Here is a 25,694-nt window from a genome sequence, read left to right as displayed (position 1 = left end):
GGGCGCATTGGCCCTTGTTTTCGTAGCTTCTGCAGGTCTTGCGTGCAGTGGGCATTCCAAGCAGACACAGTCCTGCGCACCCGGCACATCCTGGGACTTAGAAACGCAAAGCTGCACGAAATCCGTCAACAGCTGACAAATTTCTTTCCTGCTTGTGAATAAAAGCGACCGTTCCACTGTTAGCTTTTTTGTAGATCACACTATGATTTTAAGAGCAGCCCCGAGAACGGAGTAGGAATATGCGCTTTTTGTTAGCTTCTGCCCTTGCTTTGCAAACCTTTGCCTTTGCCCCAGCGGTCCATGCCGCAGGCGGAGACAGCAGCAGCCCCCCCAAACCAACAAATACGACCAAGAAGTGCCTGTTTGGTCGGGTCTACGACGAAGCCAGAGGCCGGTGCGTCAAACCCAACAAGACCAACCTGACCGATGATCAACTGTATGATGCGGTCCGCGAATTGGCTTATGACGGTCAATACGGGCACGCGCAGGTCATCCTGCGGATCATGGATCCGGACGATGACCGTGTGCTGACCTATTGGGGCTTTACCTATCGCAAGATGGGCGAGTTGGAGCTGGCAAACGTCTTTTACCAGAACGCCATCAACGCTAATCCCGACAATCTTCTGGCACGCAGCTACATGGCACAGGGTTTTGTGACCGAAGGCAGAACTGATCTGGCAATCGAGCAATGGCGCGAAATCAAAACCCGTGGCGGCGAAGGGTCTTGGGCCGAGGCGTCTCTGCGTGAGGCTATCCGGACAGGGCTGACATATAACTACTAAGCTTCAGGGTAAATTAACCCGGCTCCCTTTAATCTGCCCGTAGTTCGGAAATTTTGGCACCACGGGCAGATGCAGGACACAAACGCATTGATACAAATGGCAGATGGGGCGTCATCCCCGCTTGTCGCAGGAGATGACAGCATATCGCGACTGGTCCCCCGTGATTTGACCAACAGGCAAAAAGCGGCAGTTGTTGTGCGCCTTTTGTTAAACGAAGGCGCTGAACTGCCGCTGGAGGAACTGCCAGACGACCTGCAGGAAACCTTGACCCATCAACTTGGGCAAATGGGCCTTGTAGATCGCGTTACATTGGGCGCGGTTGCACAGGAATTCAGCGATGCTCTGGACAATGTCGGGCTGGCTTTTCCACATGGGCTTGCCGGGGCATTGGACGCGGTGAACGGTAAAATCGCGCCTACAACAGCAGCACGCTTGCGCAAGGTTGCAGGGGTGCGTCAGATCGGCGACCCTTGGCAACGCCTGCGCGACATCCCGGTTGAGGATCTTGCCGCAATGGCTCAGGCGGAAAGCACCGAAGTGGCAGCTGTCATGCTTTCAAAAATGGATACCGCACAAGCAGCTCAAATGCTGGGACATATGCCTGGCCCGGTGGCGCGACGGATCACCTACGCAGTCTCGAAAACGGCAAACGTTACCCCCGAGGCGGTTGAACGTATCGGCTGGTCTCTGGCAGCACAGCTGGATCAGCGGCCGGCGCAGGCGTTCAACGAAGGTCCTGGTGCGAGGGTTGGGGCGATCCTGAATCAGTCCGCCGCCGCCACACGCGACAACCTGCTGAACGCACTGGATGAGGATGATGCAGATTTCGCCGACCTTGTGCGCCAGTCGATCTTTACCTTCGCCCATATCGCAAACCGCATCACTGCGCGTGACGTTCCTGCCATCCTGCGCGAAGTTGAACAACCCGTTTTGGTCACGGCACTGACCGGTGCAGTGACAGACGATGACAAGGCGTCTGTCGATTTTCTGTTGGCAAACATTTCATCCCGCATGGCAGACAACCTTCGCCAGGAAATAAGCGAGCGAGGTCGGGTCAAACAAGCAGAAGCCGAAGATGCCATGACACAGATCGTTGGCGCCATTCGCGCTTTGGTCGACGCCGGAACAATAGCTCTGATCGACGACGATGAAGCGGAGAATACGGCGTAAAGCAACTCAAGCGTACAATCCTGCCCTGCCGGTTACCCTACGCCGGCCAATATACCCTGCTTGTCTGGGCGCTTGAGGTTACTGGCATCGGGTTGTATGTCTGGCTCAGCAATTCGCAACACGCGGTGAGACACCTCCATGCCAGTCGAAAAGTCGGAGCTCAGCCGGTTTGAGCTTGGAAAATACTACGTCGCCAACCTGTTCCTGCAGGGGGTTATCGGCGTTATGCGTATGATTCCTTACGAGCGGCGTATTGCGACAATGGGGGCGATCGTCCGATCTCTGGCTCCAATTGTCGGGTTTCGCGGTCGTGTCCGTCGGAACCTGAAGCTCACCTGCCCCGATCTTCCCGAAGCCGAGGTCAGACAGATTTGCCGCGATGTTCCAGACAATGCCGGTCGGGCGATAATGGAACATTTCTCGCCGGAAGGTTTCACCGAGCGACAAAGCAAGGCACAGATTTCCGGGCCCGGCATCGCCGCCTTCGAAGCCGCACTTGCCGAAGGTCGTCCGGTCATGATGATCACCGCACATTTCGGTCACTATCTGGCCGCGCGCGTTGCCTTGCAAACCCACTGCGGTAAGCCGATCGGCTGTTTGTATCGGCGGATGGCCAACCCTTACTTCAACGACGCCTATGTCGAAGCCTTTTACAAAACGGGTGCCCCGATGTTTGAGCAGGGGCGGCGAGGGATGGTCGAAATGGTGCGCTCGTTGAAAAAAGGAGGGATTATTGCCATCGTGTCGGATCTTCACGCAATGGGGGGCGAAGAGCTGGTGTTCTTCGGCAAACCCGCCGTCACATCCGTTCTGAACGCTGAACTGGCCATCAAATACAAAGCCGAGCTGATACCATGTTATGCCGTACGTCAGCCCAACGGCATTGATTTTGAGATTATCCTGCATGATCCGGTGCCGCATACGGATCCAAAAACCATGACCCAGTTCACCAATGACGATCTGGAAAAGATGGTGCGACAGCATATGGGGCAATGGTTCTGGATCCATCGCCGTTGGAAACACTGGAACGGGTTGGGCATCAAGCCGGAAGAAATGCCCTGATCACTTGACCCGGGCCGCGGCAACGATTGGCCCATGATCTGCCCTTTGCACCAAAACAACCGCAGGCAGGTCCGAGCTAAGCTGAGCCGAAAACGTTTGTGGGGCAATTCCATCCCATTGCCCCGCAATTTGCCAGGTCTCAACCACATTGGCATAGTCCAGCTCGTGCCCGGCCAGTTCTCCGCGCCGGATCGAGGCGTGACGCATGGGCGAATACTGAACGATACGCACGTCATATGTTTCGTCTTCCGGCAACTCGACAGGTGTAACATCCACAGTCACTTCGTCAGCTGTTCGAATGGCCGTTACTGATGCTTCGGGGGCTGCCTTCGAATGCGCTTCGATCAAACGGTCCAGTTCCCGGGATTTCGCCCCGACAACGTCATGCTGCCCATTGATTACCATCTGCGGCGTATAGATCATGGACCGCCCGGCTTCGCGGGCATAGGCCCTTTGTCGCAGGGTATGATCGGGGTCGGCATATTCGTCTTTCCAACCGATGTAGTCCCAATAATCCACATGCAACGCCAACCCGATGACGTCATCTCGACTGGCCAGATCATGCATGATCCGATCCGCTGGTGGGCAGGACGAACATCCCTGTGATGTGAAAAGTTCGATCACCACGGGATCTTCCTCAGCCGCAGCATGAGCAACAAACAGGCAGGACGTCAGGGCGGTCACGACAATGGATCGGAACATGATAACTCTCGGGTTGAGCGGTTGGGTTTCAGAGATACCCGCTTTGAAGCTCAACGACCAATCAAGGTTTCTTGAGACCGGAATACATGTTCTCCACCTAAAATGTGTGCAACGGTATACAAAACTTGTTTCCCTGCCCTCGTTCAACCTTGAAACGCAGGCTTTGGTGATGCAGATAACACTTAGCAAATCCTAATATCCAAGTCATTTGAGAGGGAGGCCACAGATGCCCATCAAAGTCGGACAGGATACCGCCAAGACGCGCCGCAATCTGAGCGTAAACGGTAAATCCATTTCCTATTATTCAATCCCCGCCGCGCAAGAGGCGGGCTTAGGTGATTTCTCGAAGCTGCCTGCTGCACTGAAAGTGGTGCTGGAAAACATGTTGCGGTTCGAGGATGACGGGTTCTCGGTCTCGGTCGATGACATTAAGGCCTTTGCCGAATGGGGAACCAAGGGCGGTAAGAACCCGCGCGAGATCGCCTATCGCCCTGCCCGCGTGCTGATGCAGGACTTTACCGGTGTTCCGGCCGTTGTGGATCTGGCTGCGATGCGTGATGGCATCAAGGCGCTGGGTGGCGACGCGCAAAAGATCAATCCTCTGAACCCGGTTGATCTGGTCATCGATCACTCGGTCATGATCGACGAATTCGGCAACCCGCGCGCATTCCAGATGAACGTGGATCGCGAATACGAACGCAATATGGAACGTTATCAGTTCCTGAAATGGGGTCAGGGTGCATTCAACAACTTCCGCGTCGTCCCTCCCGGCACCGGTATCTGCCACCAGGTGAACCTTGAGTATCTGGCCCAGACCGTTTGGACCGATACAGACCAGAGCGGTGAAGAAGTCGCCTACCCCGACACTCTGGTTGGCACCGACAGCCACACCACCATGGTCAACGGTATGGCCGTTCTGGGCTGGGGCGTTGGCGGGATCGAGGCCGAGGCCGCAATGCTGGGCCAGCCGATCTCGATGCTGATCCCCGAGGTCGTGGGCTTTGAACTGACTGGTGATCTGGTCGAAGGCACCACCGGCACCGACCTTGTTCTGAAGGTCGTGGAAATGCTGCGCGAAAAGGGTGTTGTCGGTAAGTTTGTCGAGTTCTTCGGAAGCGGTCTGGACCGTCTTCCGCTGGCCGACCGCGCAACCATCGCCAACATGGCGCCTGAATACGGCGCAACATGTGGCTTCTTCCCGATCGACGGCGAAACGCTGCGCTACATGCGCAACACGGGGCGTGACGAAGATCGCATTGCTCTGGTTGAAGCCTATGCCAAGGAAAACGGCTTCTGGCGCGACGAGAACTACGCACCGATCTACACCGACACCCTGACGCTAGATATGGGCACCATCGTCCCAGCGATCTCGGGCCCGAAACGTCCACAGGACTATGTTGCACTGACCGATGCCAAGGCCGCTTTCACCAAGGAAATGGCCGAGACTTTCAAACGCCCGATGGGCAAGGACGTGGCGGTCAAGGGCGAGGATTTTACGCTAGATTCGGGCAAGGTCGTGATCGCCTCGATCACGTCCTGTACCAACACATCAAACCCTTATGTCATGATCGGCGCGGGACTTGTGGCACGCAAAGCAGCCGCTCTGGGTCTGAACCGGCAGCCTTGGGTTAAGACCTCGCTTGCACCTGGGTCGCAGGTTGTATCCGCCTACTTGGAGGCCGCAGGCCTGCAGGAGGACCTGGACAAGATCGGCTTCAACCTTGTGGGCTACGGCTGCACCACCTGTATCGGCAACTCGGGTCCGATCCAGAAAGAACTCTCTGAGGCGATTGCTGAAGGTGATCTGGTCGCCGCCGCGGTTCTGTCGGGCAACCGCAACTTCGAAGGCCGGATCAGTCCGGATGTACGCGCCAACTATCTCGCCTCGCCGCCGCTGGTTGTCGTGTACGCGCTGGCAGGCACTATGGATATCGACCTGACGTCCGAGCCCATCGGCACTGACAAGGACGGCAAAGATGTCTACATGAAAGACATCTGGCCGACGACACAGGAAGTCGCGGAACTGGTCGAACAGACCGTGACCCGCGAGGCGTTCCAGTCTAAATATGCCGACGTCTTCAAAGGCGATGAAAAATGGCAGGACGTCGAAGTTCCGCAGCAGGAAACCTATGACTGGCCGCCAACCTCGACCTATATCCAGAACCCGCCCTATTTCCAGGGCATGGGGGCCGAGCCGGGCACAATCTCGAACATCGATGGTGCCAAGGTTCTGCTGATCCTGGGTGATATGATCACGACCGACCACATCTCGCCAGCGGGTTCGTTCGCAACGACAACTCCGGCCGGTAAGTATCTGACCGACCGCCAAGTTCAGCCGCGCGAGTTTAACTCGTATGGCTCACGCCGGGGCAACCACGAGGTCATGATGCGCGGCACCTTCGCCAATATCCGCATCAAAAACGAGATGTTGGACGGTGTCGAAGGCGGTTACACCAAAGGCCCAGATGGCGAACAGACCTCGATCTACGATGCGTCGATGGCGTATCAGGCCAATGGCACGCCTCTGGTAGTGTTTGGTGGTGAACAATATGGCGCGGGCTCTTCGCGAGACTGGGCAGCCAAGGGCACTGCGCTGCTGGGCGTCAAGGCCGTGATCGCTGAAAGCTTCGAGCGTATCCACCGTTCAAATCTGGTTGGTATGGGCGTTATTCCGTTCGAGTTCACAAGGGGTGACACGCGCAAGTCACTGGGCTTAAAGGGCGATGAAACCGTCTCGATCCACGGTCTGGACACCATTCAGCCGCTGCAAGAGGTGCCCTGCACAATCGTCTATGGCGACGGAACTGAGAAGACTATCACCCTCAAGTGCCGCATCGATACCGCGCCCGAGATTGAATACATCGAAAACGGCGGCGTTCTGCACTATGTGCTGCGCAACCTTGCGAAGGCATCGTAACGCGATAGCAAAGCGAGAAGTTCAAAACCCCCGGCTAGCCACCGGGGGTTTTTTGTTTTCTGGTCATTCATTCGAAAACCTGAAACTGTTGGGTAAGATCATCCACGGGGACCATTCACCATGAAGAAACCCAACGCTCTGCTGGTTTGCTCCCTCAGCGTTATTGCAGTGATCGGAATATGGGGTGTCGTGGACATTCAAAGCCTGGTGACCTGGGCAAGTGGTATCGTCCAACAGACCTTCCACAGCCGCGGCTGGTTCGTGATGCTCGCTGCTTCAGGTATGTTGATCGGATGCCTGTTTTTGGCGTTTTCACCCTATGGCAATATTCGCCTTGGCCGGGATGGCGAAGAACCGGAGTTTTCTACGGCCACATGGATTTCGATGTTGTTTTCCGCCGGAATGGGCGTCGGCCTGTTGTTCTGGGCAGTTGCTGAACCCCTAACCCATTTCAATTTCATTTCTGGCATGGCACCGGATTTCATCGCCGCACAACAGGCAATGCTGGCAACGAACTTTCACTGGGGGCTGCATGCCTGGGCCATTTATGGCTCCACCGCGCTGACGATTGCCTATTTCAGCTTCCGGCGCGGCACCGGCATGATGGTCAGCGCGCCAATCAAAAGCCTGTTTCCCGGTGAACGCTGGGCAGAACGTGTCGGATGGCTTTCAGACTTCATGGCCATCGTCGCGATAGCCATCGGTGTTGGAGGTTCCATGGCTATGGGTGTGTTTCAAGTGGCAGATGGCATCGCTGTTCTGGGTGGAAGGGAAACGGTCGGAGCCCTTCTGATTGGCGTGGTCTTTCTGGCGATGGTCGCTGCGTATATCCCGGCACTCTTGATCGATCTGGGTCAAGGCATGGCGCGTTTGTCCAACGCAGCGATGCTGATTGCGATCGGCCTCGTCGCCTATACGGTGGTCCTCGGCCCGACTGAATATCTTCTGAACACCGTCGTTCAGGGGTTCGGCGACTATGTCACCAATGTCATTCCAAGAGGGTTTCAGACCTTTACGTTTTTCGGCGATGACGTCACCAGATGGTTCAGCGACTGGACTCTGACCTATATGGTCTGGTGGATCGCCTGGGGACCATTTGTGGGCGTCTTCGTCGCCCGCATCTCTCGCGGTCGAACAATACGAGAATTCGTGATTGGAGTACTATTCGCCCCTACGCTGTTTTCGATCCTCTGGTTCGGCGCTTTTGGCGGGATCGGGCTTTTTGAAACGCTCAACGGCGCGGGCGAACTCCTGGCTTATACTCAAACGAATATTGAGCGTGTGACCTTCGCCCTGCTCGACCGCTTACCGCTGCCTGTGATCACGACCCTCGCTACTGTAATGGCTGCGTTTTTGTTCATAGTGACCAGCGTCGTAAGTGCGGCATTTGTCTTGGGCACTTTTTCTACGGGTGGGGACGAGAATCCACCGCCTCGCGTTCGTCTGATCTGGGGGGCATTGCTTGGACTTCTGAGCGTTGCAATGATCCTTTCTGGATCAGTGGACTCGGTGAAAATCCTCATCTCGCTTGGAGCCTTGCCGTTTGTCTTTATTTCGGTCCTGCTGATGGTTTGCCTGTTCCGGGGACTTAGAGAGGAGGGGCAACGCAATGCTGATCGGTGATCTCACAGACACCCTGATGAACATTGTGACGTTCGCGTTCATTGCGGCAATGTTCTGGATACTGCTACGCAAATGACAGAATTCCAAGCGCGTTAAAATCAGCGTTGAATCCCGGACACTTTGCCGATCTTGTGTGCCCATGGATAAAGTTGCACTGATAACCGGTGGTGCCCGAGGTATTGGTCGGGCAATAGTCGAAGACCTTGGCCGCGATCACCATATCGCGTTCACATGGCTGGCCAGCGAACCCGCTTCAGATTTGCTGAAAGGCGACGTTCTGGCGATTCAGTCTGACCTGACCAAAGACAATCAACCGACCCAGGTTGTCGAACAGGTCATCGATCACTTCGGGCGGCTGGATGTGATCGTGAATAATGCAGGCCTTGTTCGCTCCACTCCTAAAGAAGAGTTTCGGGCCGAGGATCATCGGGCGATCCTCGATCTCAATCTTCTGACCCCTGCTGCACTGCTCTCTGCTGCATTGCCGCATCTGAAACGCGGCGCATCCATTGTCAGCATCTCATCCATGAACGCAACGTTGCCACCACGTGACGCTGTGACTTATGGGGCAAGTAAAGCCGCACTGAACCTTTGGACACGTGCAATGGCGAAAGAGCTTGGCCCGGACGGTATCCGTGTCAACGCCGTCGCACCCGGTGCCATCAACATCCCCGAAGCCCCTCGCCCGGATGATCTGACCTCTCTTTTCGTCAAAGAGACCGCTTTGGGCCGGATCGGAACACCTGAAGACATCGCCAGCGTCGTACGGTTTCTGGCCTCGGACGCGGCGGGATTTGTAACCGGAGAGGTTCTGGGCGTAACCGGCGGCTATCGTCTGTAGGCCCGCTTTGGTTTGGTAACCGGACCAGTCTTAACCGCCCGCAGCTTTTTCCAACGCAGGGCGCAGAGTATTTTCGATCACACGCTGCGTGATAGGGCCCGCAAAGCGCAGAATGATCGTTCCGTCACCGTCAATTACATAGGTTTCAGGTACGCCATAAAGGCCCCAATCCAATGCCATGCGACCCTGCTCATCACGGCCCATAGCGGCGTAAGGATCGCCAAGCTCGGTCAAAAACGCTTCGGCATTGTTCAGTTTGTCTTTGTAGTTGATGCCATAGACCGGGATACCTTCGGCAGCCAGGGCTTCCAAATTTGGATGCTCGGCGCGGCAAGGCGCACACCAGCTGGCCCAATAGTTGACCAGCTTGACCTCTCCATCGCGCAGCGTGGCATCGTCGAACAGTTTCTTTTCCGGGAACTCGCTCAGAACCACCGGCGGGGCCGGCTGACCTTCGCGGGCAGACGGCAACGCGTTGGGGTCTTCGCGGAACATACCGATCCCGGCCAAAACGGCAAACGCACCAAAAATCAATGGCGGCGCGATCATCAGAGGCGAAATCTTAGCCATTGCGCGACATCCTTTGTTCAACTCTTTCCATTTCTGCACGCACTTTGCGCCCGCGCATCACACTGAACACAATCAGAGCCACAAGCAGTACGATGGACACTGCATAAGACGACAGAACCGTATCACCATATTTTCCAAGATCGGGGATCATCCGCCCACCCTTTCTCGTGCCAGCAACGCTTTGATCCGGCGCGCACGAATTTCAGTTCCGGTGCGGTACAGCACCAGCGCAATGAATAGAAGAACAAAGCCGATGATGCAGATCAGCAGCGGGTAGAAGAAGATGTTGCTGACTTTTTCTTCGGTATCCGCGCCCGTCACGGCACCTGCGCGCATAACCGATGCACCCTGATGCAATCCCTGGTTCCAGAAGTTCACCGCATACCGGCTGAGGATCGCAAACACCGATCCCACCAGACACAGAACCGACGTCAAATCAGCCGCGGTGTCCGGGTCCTCAATAGCTTCCCAAAGCGCGACATATCCAAGGTAGAACAGGAACAGGATCAGAAACGAGGTCAGACGCGGATCCCAGGCCCACCAGGTGCCCCACATCGGCTGGCCCCAGATTGCCCCTGTCAGCAGCGCAATCAGGGTCATCACGATGCCTATGGGCGCAGCCGCCCGCGCCGCCAGCGCGCTGACATGGTGACGCCGCACCAGCCAGACTAGAGACGTTGCCAGCATCATAAGCCAGCAATTGATCGCCATCAGCGCCGCAGGAACGTGCAGGTAGATGATCTTGACCGTCGACCCTTGCTTGTAGTCGTCCGGCGTGAAGAAAAAGCCCCAGACCAGACCGACAACGATACAGGTGATCGAGACGATCCAGAAAAACGGCAGGACACGTTCACTGGTCGCAAGAAACTTGCGCGGATTGGCGTATTCCCAGAGGGCGTTGGCTTTGGCTGCGATTGACATGGGCCCTATCTAGTCCGAGTTGGGGTGGTTCTCAATTGACATCAGTCAAAGCTGGGACGGTTCACCGCAGATTGATACGTAGCACAGTTGCACTGGCGAAGGGCAACAATGCGATGGTCGCAGCGGTGATCCCTGCCAGCATCAATAAAGGCGTCTGCACTTCCATCCCCGTTGCCCCGCGTCGGGCGACCTCGGCCCCGAATATCAAGGTGGGGACATAGAGCGGCAGAACCAGTAGCGACAACAATAACCCGCCGCGCTTCAGGCCGACGGTCAGGGCAGCGCCGAACGTTCCGATCACGCTCATGGCCGGGGTTCCGATCAGCAGTGATATCACCAACCAGAAGAACCCCGGCACCGGCAGGTTCAGCAAGACCCCAAAAAAGGGAGCAGCCAGTACTAAAGGCAGGCCTGTGGTCAGCCAGTGGGCCAGCGCCTTGATGGTCACAACAGATTCCAATGGCAGCGGCGCGGTGGCCAGCAAATCCAGCGAACCGTCCTCCCAATCCAATGCCAGTAGGCGATCGAGGGACAGCAGGCATGCCAGCAAGGCCCCCAGCCAGAGCACGCCTGGCGCGATTGTGGACAGCAATGAGGATTGCGGCCCCACCGCAAAAGGTATCATCACAGTCACGATCAGGAAAAAGGCCAGACCCAATCCAAACCCGCCACCCGCGCGGAAAGCCAGTTTCAGGTCGCGCAACAAAAGGGCGATCACAGGAAACCTCCGTCGAAATCGTCGATGGGTTTTGGCCTAGCTTTGTTTGGGCCAACGTCCAGCACCTCTCCGTCCAGACCAAGATCGATATGGGTGGCAATCAGGGCCGACCCGCCTTGCCCCAGATGAGCGCGGACCGCATCAGCGAACATCTGCACTGCATTCTTATCCAGCGAGACGGTGGGTTCGTCCAACATCCAGATCGGCCTACCGGTAACCAGCATTCGCGCCAATCCCAGTCGGCGCTTTTGACCAGCCGACAGGTTTCCGGAATGGCGATCCGCCAACTCGTTCAGATCAAAGGTGTCCAATGCAGTTTGAATGCCGTTAGTGCCAAAAACCGAAGCCCAGAACGTCAGGTTTTCAGTCACCGTCAGCGTCGGTTTCAACCCGTCTGAATGAGAGGCATACGCAATCCGATCCTCGGCCCCTTCGATCTTGCCTTCCAACGGAGGCTGCAAACCGGCCAGTGTGCGCAGAAGGGTCGTTTTACCAATCCCGTTCGGTCCGCGCAGTATCAGAGCCTTGCCCGCCTTCAGCGAAAAGCTGAGGCCTTCCAGGACGGGAATGCCGCCACGAGTGATCGACAGATCTGTTACAGTCAAAGTCATGAAACCCGCTTAGCGGATTGTCATCAGAGGCAAAAGGCAAGATTTGCCGCAGTTTGGTTGCGGACGCACCGTTGGCTGAGTGCAGAGTGAGGGGCCAGCCCCTCACACACCCCGAGGTATTTTTAGCCAGATGAAGGGATCCAGTCAGACTGAAATCAGAGCGAGCGCAATACGGCGGCCTTCGGAGAGCAAGACATTATACGTGCGACAAGCAGCGGGAGAATTCATGATTTCGACGCCAACTCCGGCACTCTCCAGTTGGGTACGCAAAGACTGGGGAATGTGGGTCATATCTTTGCCCGTACCTATGAACAGAACGTCAATTTCATCAGCCAAATCCAGAAGCGGCTGTACGTCTTCATAGCCGCCCCAGTTTGTGGGTCCTGCGGGACCTGTCAGAACAGCGCCTTCGAATACCTCACCACCAATACGGAAAAAACCGGGGCCGTAGCCGTCGACCGGTTTTGCATCTGTATAGGTAATCTGATTCAGGCGCATTTTTTCCCTCCGTCAATCCAGGATCGGCAACCCTGACACCACTGCAATCAGAATGACCGAATAGGCCGCAGCACGATAGATCCGTTCGAGTTTCGGATCAAAAAGCGCTTTACCGATCAGTGTTGTGGTCAGATAGGGCAAGCCCAGCAGCAGGACTATCCAAAGGATCGACAAGTCCGCAGCGCCAGCAAACAGGATACTGAAAACAATGGCCACGTCCAGCAAGGCCAGAAAAATGATCGTATTGGCGCGGATCTTGCGCACATCCGTGGAGCTGGCAAGGTAGAATACGATTATTACCGGGCCGGTCAGACCGGTCATGCCGCCGATCACCCCGGCGCTGCCGCCGATAGCAAGCCGTCCGGGCATCCCTAGTCGCCCTTGCCAGCGCCAACCGGTGATGATGGCAAACAGGGTCACGCCGGTGATGCCGCAAGCGATCCAACGCAACACGACAGTATCGACCTGTGCCATGATCCAAAGGCCCAGCGGTACAGTCACAGCCGCTGCAATGCCCAGCGTGCTGATTTCCGTCTTGTCGCATTCACGCCAAGCCTGAGGGGCCAGCGCAAAGGTGGATACGATCCCGGTGGCCGCCATCAGAAAAACGACGTCCGCAATCGGCAAAAACTGAGTCGCCACCGGAACAAAGATCATCGCAGTGCCAAAACCAGTGAAGCCGCGGACAAGTCCCGCGGCTCCGATGGTAAGGACCAACCAACCCAGGCCTGGCAGGGACAGGGCCTGTTGTAATGCCTCAGGCATCAATGTTGGCAAACTGATTGCCCGCCGTCTTCGACGGTTTGGACCAGTCGCGCTTGACCCCCAGCCACAGCAGGATGGTCGAGGCCACGAAGACTGACGAATAGGTCCCCACGATTACGCCCCAGATCATCGCGAAGACAAAGCCACGGATGACATCTCCGCCCAGTACGTAGAGCGAAATCAGCGCCAGCAGCGTGGTGACCGAGGTCATGACCGTCCGGCTAAGGGTTTCATTGATCGAGATGTTTAGGACTTCTTTGAGGTCTTTTTTCTTGTACTTCCGCAGATTCTCTCTCACCCGGTCGAAGACAACCACTGTATCGTTCAGCGAATAGCCGACGATGGTCAGAAGCGCGGCGATAATAGCCAGATCAAAACGGATTTGCAGTTCCGAGAAGATGCCGATGGTCAGGATCACGTCATGCACAAGGGCCGCGACGGCACCCAAAGCAAACTGCCATTCGAACCGCAGCCAGATGTAGACCAAAACCGCGCCAATTGCCAAAGCAACCGCAATGATGGCCGTTTGGATCAGTTCACCCGAAACTTTGGGCCCCACCGATTCTACGGATACGAACTGAATATCGGGAACCACCTGTTGAAGCGCCGTTTCCACGGCTGTGATGGTCGCTGCTTCCACTGCCTCGGCATCTTCCTGTGCTTGAATACGGATCATCGCGACGTTTTCATCCTCACCGAAGGTCGGATCAAAAATCTCGGTTATAGTCACATCCCCAAGTTCCAGCGGGGAGATGGCGTCGCGATACACGCCCACGTCGATCTCAACCGCGCTTTGCGTCCGGATGGTCGTCCCGCCACGGAAATCGATGCCGAAATTTAGCCCTTGCAGCATGAACGAAGTGAACGCAATCACCATCATCAAACCGGAAATACCAAGCCAGACTTTCCAGCGGCTGAAGAAATCGAACGAGGTGTTCTGGGGTACGAGTTTCAGTCTCATGTCAAACCTCGATCATTTTCGGACGGCGGCGTTCGAACCACATGACAACCATCAGGCGCGTCACGAAGATCGCGGTAAAGACCGAGGTCAGAATGCCAAGGCCCAGAGTAATGGCGAAACCACGAACCGGGCCGCTGCCCATGGCAAACAGGATCACCGCAGTGATGAATGTCGTCACGTTTGCGTCCAGAATGGCTGAAAGTGCCTTTTCATAACCCAGCTCGATAGCACGTGCCGGGCCTCTGGCGGATTTCAATTCTTCGCGGATTCGTTCAAAGATCAGAACGTTGGCGTCCACTGCCATACCAACCGTCAGCACGATTCCCGCAATACCCGGCAGGGTCAGGGTTGCTCCGATCAGGGACAGCAGGCCAAATAGCAGGCCCACGTTGATGATCAGCGCGACGTTTGCAAAGAGTCCAAACAGACCATAACTGAGCGCCATGAATACCAGCACCGCGACAAAGGCCACGATGGTTGCAACTTTACCCGCGTCGATACTGTCCTGCCCCAGTTCGGGGCCGATGGTACGTTCTTCTAGGAATTCCAGCCCGGCAGGCAGTGCGCCTGCACGCAGCAGGACGGCCAGATTGGTGCTTTCCTCGACGGTGAAATTGCCGGTGATGATGCCCGAACCGCCCGGAATATGGCTTTGGATCACGGGGGCCGAAATCACCTCATCATCCAGAACGATGGCAAAGGGGGCGCCGACATTGTCGCGTGTATAATCCCCGAACTTGCGCGCACCAGACGTGTTGAAACGGAAGTTGACCGCAGGGCGGCCATTTTGATCGAACGCAGGCTGCGCATCGACCAGTTCCTCGCCGGTTACAACCGGAGCGGATTCGATTGTGTAGTAAACGCCGCTCTCGTCAATCGACGGCACGATTTCTTCACCAATGCCAACTGCGGCATCCGGATCAGTACCGCGTCCAGCGACTGGGTTGAACGTCAACTGCGCGGTAGTCCCGATGATGTCCTTCAACTCACCCGCACTGCCGATGCCCGGCACCTGAATCAGGATGCGATCCGCGCCCTGTCGCTGAATGGTGGGCTCACGTGTCCCCACTTCGTCGATCCGGCGGCGGATGATTTCAAGTGATTGACGCACCGTGCGGTCATCCGAGGCCAGTTTTTCCGCATCGGACAACTGAACCACGATCGTGTCGCCATCGGCACGGGCTTCAATATCCGTGGCCCCGACACCTGTTAGCGTCTGAACCTGACGGGCCAAGCCGCGCACAACCTCCAATGCCCGCGGCATGCCCTCGGGCTGGCTGATGCGAACGCGAATCTCATCAGGGGCCGAGTCCTGACGACGGATTGTTCCAACTGAGGAACGTTCATCGCGCAGGGCGTCGCGGATTTCCGGCCACATCGCCTCCATCCGGGATTCGTAGACATCCTGCACCTGAACTTCGGCTAACAGATGTGCGCCACCGCGCAGATCCAGGCCCAGATTGACCAGTGATGAGGGCAACCAATTCGGCCATTGCCCGGCTTCAGCCTGCATTTCGGGCGTGTCCACGCCCAGCTCAATCGCGGCCTTGGCGTCGTTTGATTGCTCGACCCGCGTGTAAAACGCGTTTGGCAGGGCCATGAGCAAGCCAGTCACACAGACCAACCAGATCAGAACCCGCTTCCAGGTATCAATTTGCAGCATTACCCTGCCTTTTCAAGGGATTGTAGGGCGAAGTTATTTCGCAGGTTCGGTTTTGTTCAGAACCTGAGCAATGGTCGATTTGACCACGCGCACCTTCACCCCTTCGGCGATCTCGACTTCGATCTCGTTGTCGCCTTCCTTGACTTTGGACACTTTGCCGATCAACCCGCCCTGCGTGACGACCTGATCACCCCGACGCACGGCTTCGACCATGGCCTGATGTTCTTTCATTTTCTTCTGCTGCGGACGGATCAGCAGAAAATACATGATCGCAAAGATCAGGATCAGCGGGAGAAATTGGGCGATTGCGCCACCATCCATGGGATATTCCTTTGTTCAGACCTTGCGGTACCGTTCCGCAAATTTGGCCGGAACCTATGCTTTGAAATGTCTGTTTGCAAGCAAAGGCGATGTTGTGACCCATCTGAACCTGATCCAGGCAATGTATGAACCGGAAAAGCGTTGCAGATATGCCCTATGAAGACGCGCGAACATGGCTATAGTCCGACGTCAGGAGGAACGATGTCTGAACCATACAAACCTTTCCAATCGTTGACGCTTTTGCTGTCTCTTCTGGCTGTTGTTTTATGCTTGGCGACGCCGTTGCTGTCACAGGAAACGCAAGATGAAACCGCTGAATCCCAGGCGGAAGAATTGGATGGTTTCAAGGCGCCGGTCATCATAGATGGCGATATGCTGTTTTTCCTGCGCGGCTCCAGCGCACTTCCTGCGCCGGAGCGGGCGGAAACTGTTCAGAACAGCATCATTGAGATCGCCGAAGCCTCGGAAAGCGAAAGCGTCGATATCACGTTTGAAGAAACAGAGCTTGGTATCCGCATCCGCGCTGATGGGGCCATTGTATCAATCGTGACCGTTGCAGACGCCGAGCTGGACCAGATGGAACTGGATGTTCTTGGCTTTCTTCATGGTCAGGCCATTGAAGAGGCCATCCTCGCCTATCGTGCCAACCGAACAGACGAAGCACGTGTTTCTGGTGCAATCGAAGCCATCGGCTGGACAGTGGGCTTCATTCTGGTCATCGCCGCGTTGCTGTGGCTATACCGTCGCATCAGGCGGCGCACGCTGGAGCTGGTGCAGAGCTATTTGAAAGATGTCGAAACGGCCACGGCCAAGCATGTACAGGCCGAGGCGATTGCAGCCCTGATCCGATACGGGTTGAATTTCGTGCTGCTCGTGTTGTTTTTCCTGGCCTGTTACTACTATTTGTCTTTCGTTCTTCTGTCCTTTGCAGACACGCGGTATTTCGCACAACTACTGCTGACTTACCTGACGGAACCTGTCCTCCTGATCTTCAGGGGCATCCTCAGCTATATACCCAACCTGATCATGCTGGGCCTGATTACATGGGTCGCGCTGTATATCATCAAGGGCATGCGCGTGTTTTTTGAAGCGGTCGAGGCCGGTTCGTTCGAACTTGGCGATTTCGAAAAGCACTGGGTCAATCCGACGTTCAACATCAGTCGTGTTGTCGTCATTCTGATCGCACTGGTCTTTGCCGTTCCATACATTCCCGGCTCGGATTCGGCCGCCTTTCAGGGTCTGACCCTACTGGTCGGCGCCATGCTGTCGCTGGGGGCGAACTCGGTAGTGTCCAACATGCTGGCGGGATTGTTCGTGATTTACCGCAGATCCACCTCAATCGGAGACCGCATTCAGATTGGTGACCATATCGGTGACGTGGTTCGGATAAAACTGATGGAAACGCACCTGAAGTCGATCAAGAACGAGTTGATTTCGATCCCGAATGCACAGTTGATGAATTCGGACGTGGTAAATTTCTCGAAGAAAACCGATGGCAGCGGGCTGTTGCTACACACTACGGTGGGCATCGGTTATGAGGAACCGCCCGAAAAGGTCGAGGCGATGTTGATCGAGTCTGCCAATCGCACCAAGGGCATCAAGGCCAAGCCTGAACCTTTCGTGCTGTGGACGGCACTGGCCGACTACGCGATCAACTATCAGATCAATGGCTACACCACCCGTGGCAGCATCATTCCGAAGATCCGCTCGGACCTGCACCGCAACATTGTAGCCGTTTTCAATGAGAACAATGTGCAGATCATGACGCCTTCTTACATAGGCGATCCACCCGAACCGAAAATCCCGGCAGAGGACTGGGATGGGTATCTGGCGCATGAAACCCACGAAGAGGCCGATAAGTCGTAACCGGTGCTACACCCCGCCCGACAGATGGTGCATAAGCGGTTTCAGTGATTCACGCATTTAAGGATCTGAGACATGCACGACATCCGCGCCATTCGCGAAAACCCTGACGCCTTTGACGCCGCCCTTGCGCGTCGTGGAGACGCGCCGGTGTCGTCAGATTTGCTAAGGCTGGACGAAAGCCGTCGTGCCAAGATTCTGGCCGCCGAAACCGCACAAGCAGAACAGAACAAAGCGTCCAAGGAAGTGGGGGCCGCCAAGGGCCGTGGCGACGAGGCCGAATTCGATCGCTTGCGGGCGCTGGTCGCTGAGAAGAAGGCCGAAGTGGCCCGGATGCAGACTGAGGCAAAGGATCTGGATGCCCTGTTGACTGACCAACTGGCCCGCATCGCCAATTTGCCCGCCGAGGACGTGCCGCAAGGCGCGGACGAAAACGACAATGTCGAAGTTAACCGTTGGGGCACCCCGCGCGCGTTCGCATTCGCCCCGAAAGAGCATTTCGATATTCCTGCTGTTGCGGCTGCTATGGATTTTGAAACCGCAGCCAAAACCAGCGGCAGCCGGTTCGTGAACCTGTCCAAGGGTGTGGCCCGCATCCATCGTGCGTTGGCCCAATTCATGCTGGACACGCATATCGACAAGAACGGTCTGACAGAAATGCAGACACCGGTTCTGGTCCGTGATGAGGCCATGTATGGCACCGATAAGCTGCCGAAATTCGGAGACGACAGCTATCAGACAACCAATGGCTGGTGGTTGATCCCGACGTCCGAAGTCACGCTGACCTATTCGGTGGCTGGCGACATTCTGGACGAAGCCGCCCTGCCGATCCGCATGAGCGCGCATACCGCCTGTTTCCGGTCCGAAGCGGGAAGCGCGGGCAAGGATACCTCGGGCATGCTGCGCCAGCACCAGTTTGAAAAGGTCGAGATGGTCTCGATCACCCATCCCGACGCGTCGGATGATGAGCAAAAGCGCATGTTGCGCTGTGCCGAAGATCTGCTTGAGCAGATGGGCATCCCTTACCGCACCGTTGTTCTGTGCACCGGAGACATGGGTTTTGGCGCGCGCCGCACCTTCGACATCGAAGCTTGGTTGCCGGGTCAGGGCACCTATCGCGAAATAAGCTCGGTTTCGACAACCGGTGCGTTTCAGGCCCGGCGCATGAATGCACGCTTCCGCCCGGAAGGCGGCGGTAAGCCTGAATACCTTCATACACTAAACGGATCGGGATTGGCGGTGGGGCGTTGCCTGATTTCGGTACTGGAGAATGGACAGAACGAAGACGGTACGGTTTCGCTGCCCGAAGTTCTGGGTCCCTATCTGGGCGGCAAGCTAACCCTGCACCTGGACGGCACATTGGCCTGACAAAACAAAACCGGCACCACCTGGCGCCGGTTCCGCAAGCAATGTAGGGCGAGGAAGGTTACTTCTTCGCCTTTTTCTTTTCTTTCTTTTTGCCGCTCTTCTTGGCGTCTTTCTTCTTATCGTCTTTTTTCTTGGCGTCTTTTTTGGATTTCTTGTCCTTCTTGGACTTGGCTTTCACCTTGTCCTTGGCCTTGGAAAACTTGGCTTCCATTTCTTTGCGTTTCTTGGCGGCTTTTTCAGCCTTGGCCTTGGCCTTCGCCTTTTTCTTGGCCGCAGCTTCGGCCTTTTCAGCAGCAGCTTTTTCTTCAGCCGCCTTGCGCGCAGCTTCTTCCGCCCGTTTCTCGGCTGCTGCAGCGGCCACTGTCTTACGCCGGGCTGCCTTACGTGTGGCTGGTTTGCGGCTAGCTGACTGGCGCGCAGGTGTCTTGCGGGGCGCAGGTTTCTTGACAGCGGGCGTCGCCGTACTGGCCTCTTTTGCGGCAGCAATCAAAATCGCCGCGCGCGCCTCACCGATCCGAGGGACCTTCACCAGATCTGCAGGAGCCGCCTTGGCCAGCGCTTCTGCGGTCTTGAAACCGTTGGCAGCAAGGGTCTTTGCAAACGCCTCTCCTACACCTTTTACGTCGGTCACTGCGGTCATTATGGGTCCTTTCTCTGTCTCCCTGCGCACTCGTATATACGCTGGATATACATATCTGCAAGCTGTGCAGCTACCTTCTTAAGTCCAACTGCTTAACTGTGCGCCAGACCTGCGGTTCGGTTGTGTTTCGGGAAGGGTACGAGGCGCTTTGCATCCTCATCCCAGAGCTTCAGGTTCAACGCCGCGACGGCCTCGGGGAATTTGATCCGGCGAGGGGTAAACTCGGGCGGCAGATTATAATGGCAGGCACGCAAACGATACGATGGGATGCGTGCATTGAAATGATGGATGTCATGCAGCGTGATGCAGGCAACGGCAGTGTCGAACCACCATCCGAAGTCCAGTGCAGACGACCCTTGCAGCGCCGCGATCTGCGGGTTCAGATCCGGACGGCGATCCCAATAGGTGTCTTCAAAATTGTGCTGCAGATACACGAGGAACACACCCAGCATTCCGCCCAAAAACGAAAACACCAGCCAGACCCAGATCCCTGTCATGCCAGCGATCAGGTACAACAGACCCAGAAACACAACGATCGACCCATTGTGTAGCAACACGCCGTTGATACCAAAACGCACTGTGTTCTTGGGCCAGCGATAGCGAATGAAATAAGTGAACAACGCACCGGCGGGCACCAAGATGAATGGATTGCGATACATCCTGTAGAACAAACGAGTCTTCCAGTTCGCTTCGTTCCATTCTCGCAAAGTCATCGTGTGAATTTCACCAGTCTCACGATGCTCGAGGTTGCCGATGCCCGCGTGGTGCAGATTGTGGTTCTGCTTCATCACCTCGAACGGCGCAAAAGTGAATGGGGATAGACCATGCCCCGCCCACTCGTTTTGGCGCCGTGTTTCAAACAGCGAGTGATGCCCGCAATCATGTTGCAACACATAAAGGCGCACCGCAGAAAAGGCGAAGACAATCCCGGCCGGTATCATGATGTACCATCGATCCACGAATATAATCGCCGACGCCAGTGATGCAAAATACACCGCAAAAGTGCCAAAATAGCTTAGCGCAGCCAATCTGTTGTCCTGAACTGCGTAGTGTCTTGTATATTCCCTCAGATCCATCCAGTCCGCTCCCCACGATGGTCCTGTTATTATCTGTTCAAAATCTAGGCGCGATTCGATCGCGTGCAAGCAGTGCATGCGCAGACAGATGCACACACATGAATGCTAGCGCGCAGAACAGGGGCTGTCACGCCCTCAGAGTGAAAACGCTGAAAATTGGCGCAGTTACGCACTTGCGAGTTAAACACCGACACAGGAAACGACGCCCCACTCTTGGGAAGGACGCGTCCGTGAAACAAGCCTTACAGTGTTTCGGAGCGTTTTCACGTCGTTCACATAACCCTAAGAGTTGACGCAAGGGAAACTTCTGATCAGAATGTGAGGCAGTTTTTAAGGCTCATTGATTGACTTTTTCGAGAAGTACATTGCGATTTTCGCCATTGATTTGCGTCTGGCTAGCGGGGTGTTCGTTTAACGGTTTTGGCACCTCAACTTCGGCTGTCTTCTTAAACGGAAATACAGTTGTACACGAGCTACAAGGTCGCGGGCTGCATGTCGCTACATTGCAAGGCACTGCAATCTTCAGTTTTGGCGCTTATCACGAAATTCTCGTGTTCACCGGGAATTGCAGAGATGATCAGACAGGGCGGACAGACCGACAGGCGCTGGTCAACGACCAACCCCTGGCAGCATCGGTAACTGACACCACAGGGCTGGAGATTGCCTTTGGTCGCAGGTGGAGCGGTCTGACCATTGGTCGCCATCAAGCCACTGTTTTGGTGGATATCCCGAAAAACGCCGAGATCGCACGCAGCCTGTACATGGATCTCGATGACCTGTCCTCGACCAGAGTTGATCAACTTGATGAAACCTCATGCAAGAAGGAGACGCGAACGTGAAAGGACTCTTACCGTTATTAGGATTATGCGGCCTATGTGGCTGCGGCGACCAGCTTTACGTCGCACACGACACAGTCGTCGGAGTCAATGCCGCGGTAAGCGCTAATCGCCAACAAGGTCAGGTTGTCATCGGCTTCGACCGCGATTTCGCAGCGCTTGTACCAGTGATGGAACCCGGCGGGACAGACTCTGAAGGCAACTTGCGAACAAAACGCGAAGCCATGGCGGTCTTCGGCTGCACCAGCATGACAACCAGCAGCATCTTTCTGACTGGCTATTCTGACGTCATTTCGACTGGCCAGGCCGCTGAGAAACTGGCTAAGGCGCTTGGAACCAAAGGAAAAAAAGAAGGCGCTGAGAAACTGCTCGCCTGTGCCGACGACAAAAAGAACGGAAATGAAAATCCCCCCGGCGAAGGAGATGACAATGGATAAATTCCCCAAAGTGCCATCCATTCTTGCCGCTATTGCGATCTGTGGCTCCGGCCTTGCCGGCTGCACCGAAGTTCAGGATCGCGCGCTGGTTTACGGCGAACGCAGCGGGGTGAACATCGCGTTGCGCTCGGATCCGGCCAAAGCACTTCCTGTCGAGGTAAACGCAGGCGTACAGCGCCGGGTTACAACCTTGGTCCCCCCTCAGAAACGGAACGACGCTGGCAGGCCAATTGACGAGGCAGTCAACATGATTTCAAGTTTTGACCTGAAGTACGACAACGCAGGCGGAAGCGAGGGTCTTTTTGCGGGCACAACGGCGATTGCATCGATCTTCACCACCGGAGCCGCGGCGGACGCGCTGGCCACCACGATTGATGAAGGCGGCACGCCCGAAGGTTTAGCAGACGCGATCGAGGCAAACCGGCTGTTTGTCAATAAGAACTAGACAGCGGGCGGGCACTGGTGGCGCAGCTTACCCGCGCCCTTTGAGATGTTTAGCCAAAGCACCGGCATTTTTCTTGCGCCGCCCTTTATAGGGGTTCTTGTCGCCCTGCCCGCGCAGGGTCAGGCGGATCGGTGTGCCCGGCATGTCGAAATCCTGGCGCAGACCATTGACCAGATAGCGGGTATAGCTTTCAGGCATCTTGTCGGGATGCGAGCACATCACCACAAACCCCGGTGGGCGGGTCTTGGCCTGAGTCATATAACGCAGCTTGATCCGGCGGCCCTGCGGGGCTGGCGGTGGGTGTTGCTCCAACATGGCGGTCAGCCAGCGGTTCAGCGCAGCAGTCGGCACCCGGCGATTCCAGATGTCATGGGCGCGCAGTATAGCAGCGCGCAGACGTTCCAACCCCCGGCCTGTCTTTGCCGAAACAGTGATCAGCGGTGCGCCGCGCAATTGCGGCAGCAAACGCTCGAAGGACTCTTTCAGATCGCGCAGCTTTTCCTGTTTGTCGTCTTCAATATCCCATTTGTTCACGGCAACCACAACGGCCCGGCCTTCACGTTCGGCCAGATCTGCGATACGCAGGTCTTGCTGTTCAAACGGGATGGCGGCGTCCAGCAACACAACGACGACTTCGGCAAATTTCACGGCGCGCAAACCGTCCGAGACCGAAAGCTTCTCCAGTTTTTCCTGTACTTTTGCCTTCTTGCGCATCCCTGCCGTGTCAAAGATCCGCATCGGAGTGCTTTCGCCATCCGGGTCGGCCCAGTCGATCCGCAGACTGATGGCATCTCGGGTAATTCCGGCCTCTGGCCCGGTCAGCAAACGGTCTTCGCCGACGATCTGGTTGATCAGCGTGGACTTGCCCGCATTCGGACGGCCCACCACGGCCACCTGCAACGGCTTGGCAGAGGTGATCAGGGGCATCTCGCCCTCGCCATCCTCATCCAGCTCGATATTCGTTTCAGGGGCCTCCTCGACCTGTTTTTCCTCTGCTGCATCGGCCAGAGGCATCAGCTGCGCATAAAGGTCAGTCATCCCTTCACCATGCTCGCCTGACAGGCGGACCGGTTCACCCAGACCCAGATTGTATGCCTCCAGAACACCCGCATCCGCAGCAATGCCTTCGGCCTTGTTGGCCGCAAGGATCACATGCTTGGAGCGTTTACGCAGGATTTCCGCGAACATCTCATCTGTGGGGGTCAGCCCCACGCGCGCGTCGATCATGAACAGGCAGACATCGGCCATGTCCACTGCGCGTTCGGTCAGACGGCGCATCCGGCCCTGAAGGCTGTCATCTGTCGCATCTTCAAGTCCTGCCGTATCGATCACGGTAAAGCGAAGATCGCCCAGCCGCGCTTCGCCTTCGCGCAGGTCACGCGTCACGCCGGGCTGGTCGTCGACCAAGGCCAGACGTTTGCCCACAAGGCGATTGAACAGGGTGGATTTGCCCACATTCGGGCGCCCCACGATGGCGAGGGTCAGCGACATGATTTCAACTTTCAAGACTCAAGAAGCGCCCTTTAGCGCATCTTGCCGTCAACGGAAAGCGTGTAGATCACCCTTGGAGGAAACGACATACAGCGTTTGCCCGGCTACAACCGGTGCCGTGGTCGCGCCTCCGGGGACTTCGACCTGATGAACCAGGGCTCCGTTGACCGGATTGAAGAACCGCAGATATCCATCATTGGATGCAATCACAATGCGACCACCTGCGAGGATCGGACCGTAATGCGCAAAGATGGGTCCGCGACGGCCCCGCTTGTCTTTGACAAAGCTCGGCAAGTCCTGCGCCCAGATGACCGAGCCGTCAGATGCGTTCAGGCGTACCAGCTGGCTGCGGTCACTGATCAGGAAAATGCTGTTGCCTGCTGGCCAGACAGTATCGATTGCGCCTTCATCAGCAGTCCAGCGACGCTCGCCCGTAGCAACGTCGAAGGCCACGGTCCGGCCAGAGTGGTTGCCGATATAGATGCTGCTTCCGACAACCATAGGACTGCCGGTCACGTCGACGATTTGCGCGGCAGCCCGTCCCCGGCGGCCGCCCGCGACCGACGCATTCCAACGGCGGATGCCGCCGCGGCGGAAGGTGGCGGCCACGTCACCCGAACCAAATGCAAACACCGCCAAGTCGGAAGCGATCACAGGCGCTGGCGCGCCAAGAACATTACCGACACTAGGAGTGCCTTCGATTTGCCAGGCGATTCGCCCATCGTTGGTGTTTATGGTCCAACCGGTTTCGTCTCCGGCCACAAGATACAGCAGGCCGTCATTAACCAGCGGTGCGCCACTGCCGGTTGCGTCCAGCCGCTTTTGCCAGCGTATGGCACCGGTCTTTGCATCCAGCGCAGTCAACCGCCCAAACCCGGACGACACATAAAGAACGCCGTTTGAATAGGCCATGCCCCCACCCGTGGCATCTCCGTCTCCGTCGCTCGGGGGGATCAGATCAGTATCCCAGGCCAACTGCCCCTGCGGAGTGACCGCCGATACGGTCGCCCTAGCGTCCAGCGTGTAAATCAAACCACCCGCGACCACCGGCTCGGCTGTGATGCGTTGCTTGCGCGAGTCACCCTGACCAATTGAGGCAGACCAGATTCGCTGTGGCGTCGCCCGCAGCGCAGCGTTTGTGGTTCGGTACGCAGCCGTTCCCGGGCTTTGCGTCCAGCTGGCATTTGCTTGCTGGCCTGGCAAGTTGATAGGCTGCGAACCGCTTTTTTCAACTGTTTCCAGATCAGATGCCGGGCGAATGTCTTCGCGCTCGCCAGGCAAAATGGCTTCGGGTTGTTCACAGGCGGCCAATGCGGTCAAAGCCAGCGCCGCAACCGGCAATCCCGCGCGGGAAAATAGTCTTGTTACCATGGTATTCCGAACTCGCCTGTCATTTAGTCTCTTGTTCTGCCT

Annotated in this window: 26 protein-coding genes; 11 read left to right on the top strand and 15 right to left on the bottom strand. The window is 56.4% G+C overall.

What is annotated here, in order from left to right; all coding sequences use genetic code 11:
- Positions 1–239: 239 nt before the first annotated feature.
- From Q0816_RS02955 to Q0816_RS02945, 3 genes are all read left to right on the top strand, one after another.
- Positions 240–782 carry a tetratricopeptide repeat protein gene (locus Q0816_RS02955; protein WP_298847558.1) on the top strand — a complete coding sequence of 181 codons (543 nt, stop codon included), beginning with the start codon at positions 240–242 and terminating at the stop codon, positions 780–782.
- Between the two features lie 69 nt (positions 783–851).
- Positions 852–1,952: a FliG C-terminal domain-containing protein gene (locus Q0816_RS02950; protein ID WP_298847556.1), complete on the top strand. Its 1,101-nt coding sequence runs from the start codon at positions 852–854 to the stop codon at positions 1,950–1,952.
- Positions 1,953–2,090: 138 nt separating this feature from the next.
- Complete coding sequence (locus Q0816_RS02945) at positions 2,091–3,014, top strand: lysophospholipid acyltransferase family protein (RefSeq protein ID WP_298847554.1); 924 nt, start codon at positions 2,091–2,093, stop codon at positions 3,012–3,014.
- On the opposite strand, the gene Q0816_RS02940 is transcribed toward Q0816_RS02945, so the two are convergent.
- On the bottom strand, positions 3,015–3,716 hold the full coding sequence (locus Q0816_RS02940) for a thioredoxin family protein (RefSeq protein WP_298847553.1): 702 nt from the start codon (positions 3,714–3,716) through the stop codon (positions 3,015–3,017).
- A gap of 226 nt (positions 3,717–3,942) precedes the next feature.
- Here Q0816_RS02940 and acnA point away from each other — a divergent pair, with 226 nt between their 5' ends.
- The 3 genes from acnA to Q0816_RS02925 all read left to right on the top strand — a co-directional run bounded on the left by acnA (position 3,943) and on the right by Q0816_RS02925 (position 9,097).
- Entirely contained in the window at positions 3,943–6,633 is a 2,691-nt protein-coding gene (gene acnA, locus Q0816_RS02935; RefSeq protein WP_298847552.1) for an aconitate hydratase AcnA, read from the top strand.
- 120 nt (positions 6,634–6,753) lie between these two features.
- Positions 6,754–8,256: a BCCT family transporter gene (locus Q0816_RS02930; RefSeq protein ID WP_298847550.1), complete on the top strand. Its 1,503-nt coding sequence runs from the start codon at positions 6,754–6,756 to the stop codon at positions 8,254–8,256.
- 139 nt (positions 8,257–8,395) lie between these two features.
- The gene (locus Q0816_RS02925) at positions 8,396–9,097 is read left to right on the top strand and encodes an SDR family NAD(P)-dependent oxidoreductase (RefSeq protein ID WP_298847548.1); all 702 of its coding nucleotides are present in this window, start codon (positions 8,396–8,398) and stop codon (positions 9,095–9,097) included.
- A 30-nt stretch (positions 9,098–9,127) separates the two neighbouring features.
- On the opposite strand, the gene Q0816_RS02920 is transcribed toward Q0816_RS02925, so the two are convergent.
- The 10 genes from Q0816_RS02920 to yajC all read right to left on the bottom strand — a co-directional run bounded on the left by Q0816_RS02920 (position 9,128) and on the right by yajC (position 16,125).
- The gene (locus tag Q0816_RS02920) at positions 9,128–9,667 is read right to left on the bottom strand and encodes a DsbE family thiol:disulfide interchange protein (RefSeq protein ID WP_298847547.1); all 540 of its coding nucleotides are present in this window, start codon (positions 9,665–9,667) and stop codon (positions 9,128–9,130) included.
- On the bottom strand, positions 9,660–9,818 hold the full coding sequence (ccmD, locus tag Q0816_RS02915) for a heme exporter protein CcmD (protein ID WP_298847545.1): 159 nt from the start codon (positions 9,816–9,818) through the stop codon (positions 9,660–9,662). Before ccmD ends, Q0816_RS02920 begins: the two co-directional genes overlap by 8 nt.
- On the bottom strand, positions 9,815–10,588 hold the full coding sequence (locus Q0816_RS02910) for a heme ABC transporter permease (RefSeq protein WP_298847543.1): 774 nt from the start codon (positions 10,586–10,588) through the stop codon (positions 9,815–9,817). The genes ccmD and Q0816_RS02910 overlap by 4 nt, the downstream gene beginning before the upstream one ends.
- Positions 10,589–10,649: 61 nt before the next feature.
- The gene (gene ccmB / locus Q0816_RS02905) at positions 10,650–11,306 is read right to left on the bottom strand and encodes a heme exporter protein CcmB (RefSeq protein WP_298847542.1); all 657 of its coding nucleotides are present in this window, start codon (positions 11,304–11,306) and stop codon (positions 10,650–10,652) included.
- On the bottom strand, positions 11,303–11,917 hold the full coding sequence (gene ccmA, locus Q0816_RS02900; protein WP_298847540.1) for a heme ABC exporter ATP-binding protein CcmA: 615 nt from the start codon (positions 11,915–11,917) through the stop codon (positions 11,303–11,305). Before ccmA ends, ccmB begins: the two co-directional genes overlap by 4 nt.
- Before the next feature lie 144 nt (positions 11,918–12,061).
- Complete coding sequence (locus tag Q0816_RS02895) at positions 12,062–12,415, bottom strand: Mth938-like domain-containing protein (protein ID WP_298847539.1); 354 nt, start codon at positions 12,413–12,415, stop codon at positions 12,062–12,064.
- A gap of 12 nt (positions 12,416–12,427) precedes the next feature.
- On the bottom strand, positions 12,428–13,180 hold the full coding sequence (locus tag Q0816_RS02890; protein WP_298847538.1) for a sulfite exporter TauE/SafE family protein: 753 nt from the start codon (positions 13,178–13,180) through the stop codon (positions 12,428–12,430).
- Positions 13,173–14,141, bottom strand: coding sequence for a protein translocase subunit SecF (gene secF, locus Q0816_RS02885; RefSeq protein ID WP_298847537.1), 969 nt, complete (start codon positions 14,139–14,141; stop codon positions 13,173–13,175). The genes Q0816_RS02890 and secF overlap by 8 nt, the downstream gene beginning before the upstream one ends.
- A gap of 1 nt (position 14,142) precedes the next feature.
- Entirely contained in the window at positions 14,143–15,804 is a 1,662-nt protein-coding gene (gene secD, locus Q0816_RS02880; RefSeq protein ID WP_298847535.1) for a protein translocase subunit SecD, read from the bottom strand.
- A 33-nt stretch (positions 15,805–15,837) separates the two neighbouring features.
- On the bottom strand, positions 15,838–16,125 hold the full coding sequence (gene yajC / locus Q0816_RS02875) for a preprotein translocase subunit YajC (protein WP_298847534.1): 288 nt from the start codon (positions 16,123–16,125) through the stop codon (positions 15,838–15,840).
- A gap of 201 nt (positions 16,126–16,326) precedes the next feature.
- Between yajC and Q0816_RS02870 the strand changes: the two genes are divergently transcribed.
- Both Q0816_RS02870 and serS read left to right on the top strand, forming a co-directional pair.
- Positions 16,327–17,991 carry a mechanosensitive ion channel domain-containing protein gene (locus Q0816_RS02870; protein ID WP_298847532.1) on the top strand — a complete coding sequence of 555 codons (1,665 nt, stop codon included), beginning with the start codon at positions 16,327–16,329 and terminating at the stop codon, positions 17,989–17,991.
- Positions 17,992–18,063: 72 nt separating this feature from the next.
- Positions 18,064–19,356, top strand: a complete 1,293-nt coding sequence (serS, locus tag Q0816_RS02865; RefSeq protein WP_298847531.1) for a serine--tRNA ligase — start codon at positions 18,064–18,066, stop codon at positions 19,354–19,356.
- A 58-nt stretch (positions 19,357–19,414) separates the two neighbouring features.
- Here the strand turns inward: serS and Q0816_RS02860 are convergent, their stop codons facing one another.
- Positions 19,415–19,996 (bottom strand): helix-hairpin-helix domain-containing protein, encoded by a 582-nt coding sequence (locus tag Q0816_RS02860; protein ID WP_298847529.1) that lies wholly within the window; start codon positions 19,994–19,996, stop codon positions 19,415–19,417.
- A 92-nt stretch (positions 19,997–20,088) separates the two neighbouring features.
- A complete protein-coding gene (locus Q0816_RS02855; RefSeq protein WP_298847528.1) occupies positions 20,089–21,072 on the bottom strand; it encodes a fatty acid desaturase in 984 nt (327 codons plus the stop codon).
- A gap of 503 nt (positions 21,073–21,575) precedes the next feature.
- Between Q0816_RS02855 and Q0816_RS02850 the strand changes: the two genes are divergently transcribed.
- Genes Q0816_RS02850 through Q0816_RS02840 form a run of 3 tightly spaced genes read left to right on the top strand, consistent with a single transcriptional unit; the run spans position 21,576 to position 22,790 of the window.
- Positions 21,576–21,911 carry a hypothetical protein gene (locus Q0816_RS02850; RefSeq protein WP_298847526.1) on the top strand — a complete coding sequence of 112 codons (336 nt, stop codon included), beginning with the start codon at positions 21,576–21,578 and terminating at the stop codon, positions 21,909–21,911.
- Entirely contained in the window at positions 21,887–22,345 is a 459-nt protein-coding gene (locus Q0816_RS02845; protein ID WP_298847524.1) for a hypothetical protein, read from the top strand. The genes Q0816_RS02850 and Q0816_RS02845 overlap by 25 nt, the downstream gene beginning before the upstream one ends.
- Positions 22,338–22,790 (top strand): hypothetical protein, encoded by a 453-nt coding sequence (locus Q0816_RS02840; protein ID WP_298847522.1) that lies wholly within the window; start codon positions 22,338–22,340, stop codon positions 22,788–22,790. The genes Q0816_RS02845 and Q0816_RS02840 overlap by 8 nt, the downstream gene beginning before the upstream one ends.
- A 27-nt stretch (positions 22,791–22,817) precedes the next feature.
- On the opposite strand, the gene der is transcribed toward Q0816_RS02840, so the two are convergent.
- Both der and Q0816_RS02830 read right to left on the bottom strand, forming a co-directional pair.
- Positions 22,818–24,281 carry a ribosome biogenesis GTPase Der gene (gene der, locus Q0816_RS02835; protein ID WP_298847520.1) on the bottom strand — a complete coding sequence of 488 codons (1,464 nt, stop codon included), beginning with the start codon at positions 24,279–24,281 and terminating at the stop codon, positions 22,818–22,820.
- A gap of 48 nt (positions 24,282–24,329) precedes the next feature.
- A complete protein-coding gene (locus Q0816_RS02830; protein WP_298847519.1) occupies positions 24,330–25,652 on the bottom strand; it encodes a PQQ-like beta-propeller repeat protein in 1,323 nt (440 codons plus the stop codon).
- Between the last annotated feature and the right edge of the window lie 42 nt (positions 25,653–25,694).

The organism is uncultured Ruegeria sp. (assembly GCF_947497005.1).
GTDB lineage: Bacteria > Pseudomonadota > Alphaproteobacteria > Rhodobacterales > Rhodobacteraceae > Ruegeria.
Note: the sequence above shows the minus strand (reverse complement) of the source record. Positions and strands in the feature narration are given on the sequence as shown.

What these genes read in the sequence shown, in the direction of transcription:
- Q0816_RS02955 (WP_298847558.1), top strand. Translation starts at nt 240, where the DNA reads ATGCGCTTTTTGTTAGCTTCTGCCCTTGCTTTGCAAACCTTTGCCTTT.
- Q0816_RS02950 (WP_298847556.1), top strand. Translation starts at nt 852, where the DNA reads ATGCAGGACACAAACGCATTGATACAAATGGCAGATGGGGCGTCATCC.
- Q0816_RS02945 (WP_298847554.1), top strand. Translation starts at nt 2,091, where the DNA reads ATGCCAGTCGAAAAGTCGGAGCTCAGCCGGTTTGAGCTTGGAAAATAC.
- Q0816_RS02940 (WP_298847553.1), bottom strand. Translation starts at nt 3,716, where the DNA reads ATGTTCCGATCCATTGTCGTGACCGCCCTGACGTCCTGCCTGTTTGTT.
- acnA (WP_298847552.1), top strand. Translation starts at nt 3,943, where the DNA reads ATGCCCATCAAAGTCGGACAGGATACCGCCAAGACGCGCCGCAATCTG.
- Q0816_RS02930 (WP_298847550.1), top strand. Translation starts at nt 6,754, where the DNA reads ATGAAGAAACCCAACGCTCTGCTGGTTTGCTCCCTCAGCGTTATTGCA.
- Q0816_RS02925 (WP_298847548.1), top strand. Translation starts at nt 8,396, where the DNA reads ATGGATAAAGTTGCACTGATAACCGGTGGTGCCCGAGGTATTGGTCGG.
- Q0816_RS02920 (WP_298847547.1), bottom strand. Translation starts at nt 9,667, where the DNA reads ATGGCTAAGATTTCGCCTCTGATGATCGCGCCGCCATTGATTTTTGGT.
- ccmD (WP_298847545.1), bottom strand. Translation starts at nt 9,818, where the DNA reads ATGATCCCCGATCTTGGAAAATATGGTGATACGGTTCTGTCGTCTTAT.
- Q0816_RS02910 (WP_298847543.1), bottom strand. Translation starts at nt 10,588, where the DNA reads ATGTCAATCGCAGCCAAAGCCAACGCCCTCTGGGAATACGCCAATCCG.
- ccmA (WP_298847540.1), bottom strand. Translation starts at nt 11,917, where the DNA reads ATGACTTTGACTGTAACAGATCTGTCGATCACTCGTGGCGGCATTCCC.
- Q0816_RS02895 (WP_298847539.1), bottom strand. Translation starts at nt 12,415, where the DNA reads ATGCGCCTGAATCAGATTACCTATACAGATGCAAAACCGGTCGACGGC.
- Q0816_RS02890 (WP_298847538.1), bottom strand. Translation starts at nt 13,180, where the DNA reads ATGCCTGAGGCATTACAACAGGCCCTGTCCCTGCCAGGCCTGGGTTGG.
- secF (WP_298847537.1), bottom strand. Translation starts at nt 14,141, where the DNA reads ATGAGACTGAAACTCGTACCCCAGAACACCTCGTTCGATTTCTTCAGC.
- secD (WP_298847535.1), bottom strand. Translation starts at nt 15,804, where the DNA reads ATGCTGCAAATTGATACCTGGAAGCGGGTTCTGATCTGGTTGGTCTGT.
- yajC (WP_298847534.1), bottom strand. Translation starts at nt 16,125, where the DNA reads ATGGATGGTGGCGCAATCGCCCAATTTCTCCCGCTGATCCTGATCTTT.
- Q0816_RS02870 (WP_298847532.1), top strand. Translation starts at nt 16,327, where the DNA reads ATGTCTGAACCATACAAACCTTTCCAATCGTTGACGCTTTTGCTGTCT.
- serS (WP_298847531.1), top strand. Translation starts at nt 18,064, where the DNA reads ATGCACGACATCCGCGCCATTCGCGAAAACCCTGACGCCTTTGACGCC.
- Q0816_RS02860 (WP_298847529.1), bottom strand. Translation starts at nt 19,996, where the DNA reads ATGACCGCAGTGACCGACGTAAAAGGTGTAGGAGAGGCGTTTGCAAAG.
- Q0816_RS02855 (WP_298847528.1), bottom strand. Translation starts at nt 21,072, where the DNA reads ATGGATCTGAGGGAATATACAAGACACTACGCAGTTCAGGACAACAGA.
- Q0816_RS02845 (WP_298847524.1), top strand. Translation starts at nt 21,887, where the DNA reads ATGCAAGAAGGAGACGCGAACGTGAAAGGACTCTTACCGTTATTAGGA.
- Q0816_RS02840 (WP_298847522.1), top strand. Translation starts at nt 22,338, where the DNA reads ATGGATAAATTCCCCAAAGTGCCATCCATTCTTGCCGCTATTGCGATC.
- der (WP_298847520.1), bottom strand. Translation starts at nt 24,281, where the DNA reads ATGTCGCTGACCCTCGCCATCGTGGGGCGCCCGAATGTGGGCAAATCC.
- Q0816_RS02830 (WP_298847519.1), bottom strand. Translation starts at nt 25,652, where the DNA reads ATGGTAACAAGACTATTTTCCCGCGCGGGATTGCCGGTTGCGGCGCTG.